The 9,749-nt window shown below is 59.4% G+C and carries 11 protein-coding genes; 7 read left to right on the forward strand and 4 right to left on the reverse strand.

Annotated elements, in window-relative coordinates:
* The first annotated feature begins 338 nt into the window (after positions 1-338).
* Positions 339-1,109: an MlaA family lipoprotein gene (locus tag ACR0DY_RS09430; RefSeq protein ID WP_480484606.1), complete on the forward strand. Its 771-nt coding sequence runs from the start codon at positions 339-341 to the stop codon at positions 1,107-1,109.
* Positions 1,099-1,698: an MlaC/ttg2D family ABC transporter substrate-binding protein gene (locus ACR0DY_RS09435; protein WP_480484563.1), complete on the forward strand. Its 600-nt coding sequence runs from the start codon at positions 1,099-1,101 to the stop codon at positions 1,696-1,698. Before ACR0DY_RS09430 ends, ACR0DY_RS09435 begins: the two co-directional genes overlap by 11 nt.
* 102 nt (positions 1,699-1,800) lie before the next feature.
* Here the strand turns inward: ACR0DY_RS09435 and fliP are convergent, their stop codons facing one another.
* Genes fliP through fliF form a run of 4 tightly spaced genes read right to left on the reverse strand, consistent with a single transcriptional unit; the run spans position 1,801 to position 4,991 of the window.
* A complete protein-coding gene (fliP, locus tag ACR0DY_RS09440) occupies positions 1,801-2,532 on the reverse strand; it encodes a flagellar type III secretion system pore protein FliP (protein ID WP_480484562.1) in 732 nt (243 codons plus the stop codon).
* Positions 2,532-2,819, reverse strand: coding sequence for a FliM/FliN family flagellar motor C-terminal domain-containing protein (locus ACR0DY_RS09445; RefSeq protein WP_267364617.1), 288 nt, complete (start codon positions 2,817-2,819; stop codon positions 2,532-2,534). The genes fliP and ACR0DY_RS09445 overlap by 1 nt, the downstream gene beginning before the upstream one ends.
* Complete coding sequence (locus ACR0DY_RS09450) at positions 2,812-3,408, reverse strand: FliH/SctL family protein (protein WP_480484560.1); 597 nt, start codon at positions 3,406-3,408, stop codon at positions 2,812-2,814. Before ACR0DY_RS09450 ends, ACR0DY_RS09445 begins: the two co-directional genes overlap by 8 nt.
* Complete coding sequence (gene fliF, locus ACR0DY_RS09455) at positions 3,408-4,991, reverse strand: flagellar basal-body MS-ring/collar protein FliF (RefSeq protein ID WP_480484559.1); 1,584 nt, start codon at positions 4,989-4,991, stop codon at positions 3,408-3,410. The genes ACR0DY_RS09450 and fliF overlap by 1 nt, the downstream gene beginning before the upstream one ends.
* Positions 4,992-5,109: 118 nt before the next feature.
* On the opposite strand from fliF, the gene ACR0DY_RS09460 reads away from it, so the two are divergent.
* The 5 genes from ACR0DY_RS09460 to ACR0DY_RS09480 are packed head-to-tail and all read left to right on the forward strand — an operon-like array spanning position 5,110 to position 9,741.
* Entirely contained in the window at positions 5,110-5,607 is a 498-nt protein-coding gene (locus ACR0DY_RS09460) for a flagellar basal body-associated FliL family protein (RefSeq protein ID WP_480487036.1), read from the forward strand.
* 9 nt (positions 5,608-5,616) lie between these two features.
* Positions 5,617-6,099: a hypothetical protein gene (locus ACR0DY_RS09465; protein ID WP_480484557.1), complete on the forward strand. Its 483-nt coding sequence runs from the start codon at positions 5,617-5,619 to the stop codon at positions 6,097-6,099.
* A complete protein-coding gene (locus ACR0DY_RS09470) occupies positions 6,096-6,680 on the forward strand; it encodes a MotE family protein (protein ID WP_480484556.1) in 585 nt (194 codons plus the stop codon). Before ACR0DY_RS09465 ends, ACR0DY_RS09470 begins: the two co-directional genes overlap by 4 nt.
* A 47-nt stretch (positions 6,681-6,727) precedes the next feature.
* A complete protein-coding gene (gene motA / locus ACR0DY_RS09475) occupies positions 6,728-7,597 on the forward strand; it encodes a flagellar motor stator protein MotA (RefSeq protein ID WP_480484555.1) in 870 nt (289 codons plus the stop codon).
* On the forward strand, positions 7,594-9,741 hold the full coding sequence (locus tag ACR0DY_RS09480; RefSeq protein WP_480547216.1) for a hypothetical protein: 2,148 nt from the start codon (positions 7,594-7,596) through the stop codon (positions 9,739-9,741). Before motA ends, ACR0DY_RS09480 begins: the two co-directional genes overlap by 4 nt.
* Positions 9,742-9,749 lie beyond the last annotated feature (8 nt).

The following is a 9,749-nucleotide window of genomic DNA, read 5'->3' on the forward strand; positions in this document are numbered from 1 at the left end:
TCCCTAAATTCAACTCTGCGGGACGCTAACCGGGAAGCACGGATTGGGAAAGACGGAAACCGGTAAATTTCGGCCTTCCTGCGATCTGAGCGTATCTTTACTGAAAATTCACTGTTGATCGACGGTCACTTTACCCCACCGTGATGAACAGGTTACACGCAAGGTGTTTCATTTAAGACCTGAAACGACTATGTGACTGCAACTTGTGCCGCTCCGGCACGTGGATTTTGGTGGATTATTGATTGAATGTCCGGCAGGCGCATATGCCGGGCCATTTAGGAGAGACAAAGATCGTGTCGAGCAGATTTCGCCTGAAACACCTTGTTTTACTGTCGCTCATGGCCGTTGTGTCCGCCTGTGCAACCACGCCGCCCGAGGGTGCCTCGCGCAGTGACGTGTTTGACCCGTATGAAAATGCGAACCGGGGAATTCACAAGTTCAATCTGGGTGTTGACCGGTTTCTGTTCCGGCCGGCCTCGAAAGGCTATGTCAAAATCGTTCCTGACCCGATGGTCACCAGTTTCAGCACTTTTGCCGAAAACATCTCGCTGCCCGGTCAGGCTGTTGACTACCTGCTTCAGGGCAACCCGAAACAGATGGGCAACGCCCTGCTGCGCTTTGTGATCAACATGACCGTTGGTGGCTTTGGCCTGTCTTCGCCCGCTGATGAGCTGAACCTGCCACCGGTGGACACGGATTTCGGTGAGACCCTGCATGTCTGGGGAGTGGGTGAAGGCGCTTATATCGAGCTGCCATTCTATGGCCCGTCGACCCAAAGGGATGCGATTGGGGTTGTGGTCAACCTGTTCTCGAACCCGATCAATTTCAGCCCGACCCGCCCCACCGACAACCTTGGCGTCTACGCCGAGATCGTACGGCGCATGGGAGATCGGGGCCGGTTCTCGGACACTGTCGATTCCATTCTTTACGAAAGTGCTGACAGCTATGCGCAGGCCCGCCTGATCTATTTGCAAAACCGCCGCTTCGAACTGGCAAGAGATGACGAAGACGCCTATCTGGACTTGTATTCTGACCCCTATGCCGAAACCGGAACGGACCCGGTCAGGGACCCCTATCTTGACCCCTACGAGGACCCCTATGCCGAATAACGCGTTGAACCGCCGTCATTTTATCGCAGCCGGGCTGGCGCTGGCAGTGCTACCCGTACCTGCCTTTTCCCAGACCGAGGCCGCCGCCAAGGCGCTTGTGACCAGCGTGGTTACCGACATCAACCGGGTGATCGAGTCGGGCAAGTCCGAAAAAGCGATGCTGCGCGATTTCGAAAAGATCTTCGCTCAATATGCCGACGTGCCGATCATGGCGCGCTATGCGCTGGGTGCGGATGCCCGCTCAGCCAGCCCGACCCAGCTGAAACAGTTCACCGCTGCATTTCAGGGTTATATCTCGCGCAAATACGGCCGCCGTTTCCGCGAGTTCATCGGCGGTGAGGTCGATGTTCGCAATGCCCGCAGGATCAAGGCCGGGTTCGAGGTTCGCACGATGGTCAAGCTGCGCGGATCAGCCCCGTTCGATGTGACGTTCCTTGTTTCCGACAAATCCGGCCGCGACAAGTTCTACAACATGTTCATCGAAGGCGTGAATCTGTTGCTGACCGAACGCACCGAGATTGGCGCAATGCTGGATGCCCGCAAAGGCAACCTGAACCAACTGATCACGGATCTGAAAAAGACGGGTTAAGCCGTTTCCGGCACAAAAGTGTGCCGGACAGCTCGTGTTTTTGGAAGTTCAAGAGGGTCGGGTCTGCCTGACCCTTTCTCATGATGCGCGTGCCTGACAGATTTACGGCATGTAGCTGCGAACCAACGCGCCTGCGATCAAAGCCCACCCGTCGGCGATTACGAAAAACGCCAGCTTGAACGGCAAAGACACGATGGCAGGTGGCACCATCATCATGCCCATCGACATAAGCACCGCCGCAACCACAAGATCGATGATCAGAAAGGGCAGGAAGATCAGGAACCCGATCTGAAAGGCACGCGCGATCTCGGACAGCATGAAAGAGGGCATCAACACCGATAACGGGGCCTGGGCAGACAGCTCGACCGCGTCACCGCCGGGGCGCAGGGCCGCCATTGCATAAAACGTATCTGAATCCAGCCGGTTCGCCATGAAGGTGCGAAACGGCTCTAACGCGCGTTCCAGCGCGGGCTCGACCGCCATGGTTTCTTCCATCATCGGGCGTATTCCCGCGGTCCAGGCCTCGGTGAACACCGGGTCCATGATGAAATAGGTCAGAAACAGCGCAAGACTGACCAAAAGCATATTCGGCGGCGATTGCTGCAGGCCGACACCCTGCCGCAGGATCGACAGAACGGTGATGAGAAACGGGAAACAGGTGATCATGATCGCCAGACCCGGAGCAACGCTGAGCACCGTGATCAACAGGATCAGCTGGATGGTGCGGGCCGAGATCGAACCGCCTTCGCCCAGCGACAGGGTTACATCCTGAGCCGCCGCCATCGACGGCAGGGACACCACTACAGCCAGACCCAGCCAGATCACATAGCGCATCAGCCGATTCCGTTTTGCAGATCCGCAATCTCGGTCAGGCGCACGGCCAGTTGCCCAGCCTGATCGCCCTCCATCTCCTCAAGCACCCCGCGTGCCACCAGCTGATCCCCGACATAAAGGTCGACCGGGTCCTCGATCCGCTTGTCCAGGGTCAGCACCGCGTTCTCACCCATGTTCAGCAAGTCCCGGATCAACGGGCGGGCGCGGCCAACCGAAACGGTCACTTCAATCGGAACCGTTTCGAAAGGATTGGGTTTTTCGGTTTTCGGGAACTGGGTGTCATTCATTGGACAAAGCCTTTCTTGCCTCAAAGACGTATGCGTCAAATGCCTGTGCAATGGTGGACAGCAGGGCCGCGCAATCAATCTCGCGCCGGCTTGTGCCGACCTGCAATCGCGCCTGTCCGGGGGCCAGGCCAGGGTCTTCGATGACGCGCGGTGCGGAGTGCAAGGTCTGCGGCAGCAGGGATTGAACGGCTTGCGCGCACCCTTCCGGCACCATGATCTGCATCGGTTGTTCGATTTCCATGCGCGCCATCTCGCAAAGCTGTTCGACGATCCGGGCGGCCAGCCCGCGTTCGACCATGTCAGGCAATACGGTCTGAACCAGGCTTTCGAACATCGGTTCCAGAGACAATGTCATCCGGTTAAGCGCCTCGTGATAGGTGAAGGACATATCCTCGAGCGAACCCGCCAGTTCATCCGAAACGCGGCCGCGGTTCTGTTCCTGCGCCTGCGCGGCATCCTCCCAACCGGCGCCGTACCCGCTTTCGAACGCGGCAAGGCGTTGTTCCTCAAGCGTTTCCTCGTCCAGATACAGAACGGCTCCGGCGCTGGTCCGGGTGGTGAAATCCTCAAGCAGATGTGCGATGGACATCACACGCGCTCCTCACCTTCTTCAAGCCAACTGCGCAGGATCTCGACCGTTTCTTCCTGCTTGTCGCCAATCATTGCGCGCAACCGATCAACCGGATCCCCGGTGGCACTGACCCCAAGCGCGGGAACGGTCCCTTGTTGGGGCAGCGGCGTGAACTCTGCCGTTCCGTCGGCTGCAATTTCACCGGTCAGGACCGACGGGGCCGGTGCCCGTCCCTCCGCAGCTGGCAACAGCGCCGGGACCATCGCAGGTTTCATCAGGATCGGACGGATCACGAACAACGCCAGCACCAGCGACACCAGCGCCAGCGCGGCCATCTGGATCAGTGACATGGCGTCCAGATGGATGTTTTGCCAAAGCGACGAGGAAACCAGCGTGCCTTGCGGCGTGACCACTGGTAAATCCAATGATTTCAGCGTGATGACGTCCCCGCGCGCGGCGTCAAATCCCACAGCCGAGGCCACCAGCTCCTCAAGTGCGTCAAGTTCTGTTTGCGGCAGCGGCGTGAAGGATTCAGCGCCCGAAGCATCCAGCGCCCGCGTCCCGTTGACCAGAACGGCAACCGTCAGGCGTTTGATCGCACCGGGGGCGGTGTGCACTTCCAGCTCGGTTTCGGAAACCTCGTAATTCACCCGCTCACGTGTCTGGGTCGCGGTCGAATTCGATTCGTCCCCCCCCGCACCATCGCCGTCGGGCAGGTTTGAGGCCACCGTGACATCGGCTGACTGGTTGCGCGCGCTGTCGGAGCGTTCCTCGACATCCGTGCTGATCGCCACCCTGCCTTTGGGGTCAAAGCGCCGCTCACGCAGGGATTCTGTCCTGGTTTCAGTATCGACGCTGACCTCGACCACGGTATTTCCCGTGCCAACTCGCGCTTCGACCAGACGCAGAACCCGTTCCCGCAGCTGCCGCGCCTTGTCATCTGCCGTGTCGGCGGCCACGGCGGTGTCCTGCCCACCAATCACGGACCCGTTCGAATCGATCACTGTCACGCTTTCAGGCGACAGACCACTAACGGCAGAGGCGACAAGAAACCGGATGGCCTTGGCCTGATCGCTAGTGATATCGCCCCCCGAGGGCACCAGATAAACCGAAGCCGTCGGTGCGACGCTGCGCTGAAACGGATTGGCAGAGCCGTTGGCAATATGAACGCGGGCCTGGCTGACATGCGGGCTGCCCACGATTGTGCGCGCCAGTTCCCCCTCTTTCGCGCGCCAGTAGGCAGCATCGAACATTTGGGATGTGGTGCCGAAGCCGTTTAGCGAATCCAGCAGTTCATAGCCCTTGTTGCCGTTGGCCGGCAGACCTTCACTGGCCAAAGTCATCCGCAGCTCGTCCCGCTGTGCGCCCGAGACGTAAATTGATCCGCCCCGAATCTCGTAGGCCACGCCACGCTGGTCCAGCGCGCGCACGATATCCCCGGCGGCCCCGCTTTCCAGACCCGCGTAAAGCAGGGTCATCGACGGCGCTGTCGCAAGGCGCGACATTCCGAGGATCCCGAGAAACACCAGCACAACCGCACCGGCAACGACGATTTGTTTACGCCTGTCCAAACTTGCCCAGACAGTTCCGATCTGCTGCACGCTCACCTCCGACTCGCCGACATTCTGCCCGGCGCATCCTCTGTTTGGACGATTGCCCTTAACAATCGGTTAGTCCCTGCGAGGTTATGACAGGACAGATCACAGGAATGAGGACGTCATGACCGACGCAACGGCTGAACAGGCGGAAACCCCGGAAAAGAAGGGGAAAAAAGGAATGATCGTCGGGGTGATTCTGGCCATCGCCGGTGCCGCCGGTGGGTATTTCCTGACCTCGTCCGGGCTGCTGCCGCTGGGGAACAAGGCCGAGAAGGCGGAAAGCCATGACTTGGAAAAGGAAGAACCGGCCAAGGCATTGGCGGATGTTGCCTTTCTCGATTTGCCGCCGGTGATCGTTTCGGTGAATTCCGGCGGCGCGCGGCATCTGAAGTTTCACGCACAGCTTGAGGTTAACGCCCCGTACATGACTGACGTGGAAAAAATGCGACCGCGAATCATGGATGTCCTGAACGGGTATCTGCGGGCCGTCGAATTAATGGATCTTGAGGATTCACTGGCGTTGATGCGCATCCGGGGCCACCTGCTACGCCGCATCGAGATTGTCGTTGGCGAAGGTCGCGTGCGCGACGTGCTGGTGATGGAATTTGTTCTGAACTAGGAGGCGAAATTGGAGCTGATTGCGGATATTTTGCTGGTCGCCGGCGCCATGGGTGCGGGTCTGTATTGTTTTGTGCTGTCGCGCCGTCTCAAGCGTTTTGCCGATCTTGAAAAGGGCGTCGGCGGCGCGGTAGCGGTGTTGTCAACCCAAGCGGAAGAGCTGCGGAAATCACTGGATGATGCGCGAAACGCCTCTGATCAGTCAGGCGACCAGCTTAAGGCGCTGACGGGGCGCGCCGAAACGGTGGCACAGCGGCTGGAACTCATGATGGCGTCAATGCACGACGTCGTGCCCGAAAAAGACGCTGATCCCCAACCCGAGGCAGAGATTTCAGCGACAAGCACCATCACCGAAGTTCCGGAGAGCGTGAAGCACGAAGGCAAACCCGAGCCGCAGGCCAGCGAAGCCGCTGCGCCCCAAGAACAGGCACGCGCACCTGAGGGGCTGATGTTCTTCCGGCATGACCGCAAGCAAGGCGAGGCGCAGGCATGAGCCGCCCGCGGATCAACACTCCCAACGCGCGGCCCCGCGGAGGGGTGCTTGCCGTGATCTCATTGCTGATGATCGGCTCGGCCGCTATCCGCATCGGGCTGGAAGCCGGACCCGCCTTTGCCAAACCAGCCAAACCTGAGGCGGAACACGATGAACCCGTCCCGTCCGACACCCGTGACATGCAGGTTTTGCTGACAGAGCTTTTGCGCCGGGAAGAGCGTGTCAAACAAAAGGAAGACATGCTGCGCGAGCGGGAAAACGCTCTGGAAATCGCGGGTCAGGCTATCGAGATGCGCATGGCCGCGCTTGAGGAGGCCGAGGAGTCGTTGCGCACCACTCTGGCGCTGGCGGACAGGGCGGCGGAAAACGACCTGACGCGCCTGACCGATGTCTATCAGAACATGAAGCCGAAAGACGCGGCTGCGCTGTTCGAAACCATGGACCCGACCTTTGCCGCCGGGTTTCTGTCACGCATGTCACCGGATGCGGCAGCCGGGGTTCTGGCGGGGCTCAGCCCCGAAGCGGCCTATACGATCAGCGTTGTCATGGCGGGCCGAAACGCCTCGGCCCCTCAGGAATAGTCGCCCGTGTTCCCCGCAGTTGCAACACACATAGCCGGAGATCTCAGATGATTGGAATAGTTGGAATTGTCGTCATTTTCGTGATGGTCTTCGGCGGCTATCTGGCCGCTGGCGGCAAGATGACCATCATTCTAAAGTCGCTTCCGTTTGAGATGATGATGATCGGTGGTGCCGCGGTTGGTGCCTTTTTGATCAGCAACGACATCGGCGGCGTGAAACACACGATCAAGGACATGGGGAAGGTCTTTAAAGGCCCGAAATGGAAGCCCGAGGATTACCGCGACCTGTTGTGCCTGCTGTTTTCCCTCATCCGCATTGCCCGCGCCAATCCGGTAGAGGTGGAACAGCATATCGAAGACCCCGGCAGCTCGGACCTGTTTTCGTCCTACCCCAGAATTCAGGCCGACAAGGAAGCGGTTGATCTGATTTGCGACACGATGCGGTCCGCGGCGATGAATTACGACGATCCGCATCAGGTCGAAGAGGTTCTTGAGAAACGGATGGAAGCGAATTTCCACCATGCCCTGCATTCGAGCCACGCCTTGCAAACCGTGGCCGACGGCCTGCCCGCGCTTGGAATTGTCGCCGCCGTTCTGGGGGTAATCAAGACAATGGGGTCCATTGATCAGCCACCGGAAGTTCTGGGAAAACTGATCGGCGGCGCCCTTGTGGGTACGTTTCTGGGTGTCTTTCTGGCCTACGGTCTGGTTGGTCCCTTTGCGGCCAAGCTGAAATCCGTTGTCGAGGAAGACAACCACTTCTATCAGTTGATCAAGGAAGTTTTGGTTGCAAACTTGCACAACCACAATGCTGCTATGTGCATTGAGGTCGGACGCCAGAACACACCAACGCATAACCGCCCTGATTTCTCTGAGCTTGAGGATGCGTTGAAAGAGCTCAAACGGGCCGCGGCATGAGGCAAACCGCGATACTGGTTGCAGCATTGATCACACTTGCAACGGCCGCAACCTCTGAAGAGGTGACTGTGCGGTCCGGTGAACATGACGGCTACACCCGGCTGGTTTTCACCGTTCCACCGGATACGGGCTGGGTTCTGAGCCAACGCAAGAACGGCGCCAAGCTGGCAATTGACCTGAAGGATGTCACATTTCGGGCGGGTTCGGTGTTCGGGCGGTTGACATCAGATCGGCTGGCCGCGCTGTCGCAGGCGCAACCCGGTAGTGCGCTTGAGCTGGAATTCGGGTGCGACTGCACGGCGTCGGCGTTCCTGTTTCGAAACTCGATGATCGTTTTGGACATTGCACCAGCAATAGCTCTGCCGCCCTTGCTTGCGGAAATCCCTCCGCCGACCCGAAAAAAACCGGCAGCGCCGAAAGCTTCTCCCGCGGAACACAAGCTTCTTTCCCAGCTGGACCTGCCGCTTCTGACCGGGAAGACGCACGGGATCAGGGATCAGTTGTCGACCCGTCTGGTGCAAGGGGCGGATCGTGAGCTGCTGGACCTGAATTTGGCACCTGTCGGACCGCGCCGTTCTGCCTCGTCCGAGTCCGTGACGCTGTTACCCGGATTGACATCGAACATCCGCGTGACCTCGGTTCTGGATGATCTGCAGGACATTCTGAACTCTGGTTTGCAGCAGATCGATAACAACCCGGTTTGTATCTCAACGGCTGAACTCGGGTTCACGACATGGTCCGGGACGCGCCCGTTTCCAGAGCAGGTGTCCGCCTTGCGCACCGCCCTATACAAAGAGTTCGACCGTCTTGACGCGGAAAGCGCGCTGAAGCTGGCAAAGCTCTATGCCTATAACGGCTTTGGGGCCGAGGCGCTGAAGGTTTTGCAGTTATTGCCCCCCCCACCTGATGAGGCTGGACGTGTTGAAGGGATTGCACGGCTGGTGGATGAGCGGCCAGCACAGGTTTCAAATCCATTCAGGGGCCAGCAACGGTGCAACAGCGACGTCGCACTTTGGGCCGTGCTATCTGAGGGAAAGCTGGCACCTGATGCACATCTTGAAGCCATCGAACACAGCTTTGCAAAGCTGCCAGAGCATCTTCGCCGCCACCTTGGCGCGCGACTTTCGGATATCCTGACAGACGCGCAGGAACTGGAGGTCGCGCGAAGAATCATGCGTTCGGTCGACCGGGTTGAACAGAAGCCGTCCCCGAACACCACGCTGGCCCGTGCTGGCGTCGCCGAAGCCGAAGGCGACAGCGCCCTTGAAGAGGCGCTGTTGACCGAAGTCGCGACCTCGGCCGGGGCCAAGAGCGAAGCGCCTTTGGCTTTGGCGCGGCTGGTGGAAAAGCGGTGGTCCGACCGCAAGACTGTGTCTTCAAGGGAACTTGAACTGGCCGCGTCTTACGCGATCGAGTTCCGGCGATCTGAACTGGGCCCGATGATGAACCGCACCCATGCGATTGCCCTGGGTCTGAGCCAGGATTTCGACAGCGCATTCGATGTGATCCAGTCTTTGCCAGACGGTTCGGACAGCAACAGCGCTTTCAACCGTCACCTGCAACTGCTGGCAGAACGCTCAGACGACCTTACCTTTTTGCGTCAGGTCTCATTGGTGCAGCAGTCGGGTCGGGCGGCGGCGCTATCCACGGATACCGTGATTACACTGGCCGAACGCCTGGCCGTGCTTGGCTTTGCCGATCAGGCCGTTGCGCTGGCAAACAGGCCTGAAGATCAGGCCCGGCGGTCAGAGCGTGCCCGTCTGCGCGCCCGTGCGGCGTTGTTGTCGGACCGCCCGCAACAGGCCATGCTTGAGCTGGCCAATGATACCTCGGACGAGGCGCTCGTCCTGCAGGCGCAGGCGTTGGACAAGGTGCAGGACTATGCGGCGGTGGCCGAACTCATGCAGAACCGCGGGCAACAGGAAGAAGCAAACCGATACCTATGGCTGGCCGGGTTACCGGAGGAAAGGATTGGGCCCTCTGACGGAAAGTACGCAAGCCTCAACCAAACCTCCGAGGCCCTTTTGGCCACGCCGGTTCGCGTGTCAGGCAAGCCGTTGGCGGATGCGGGAAGCCTGCTGGAGGACAGTCTGGCAACGCGGCAGAGGATCGTCGAAATGCTGAACACGGTCAGGGTGGAGTGAGGTTTCCC

It is taken from the genome of Ruegeria sp. O6 (assembly GCF_056535045.1).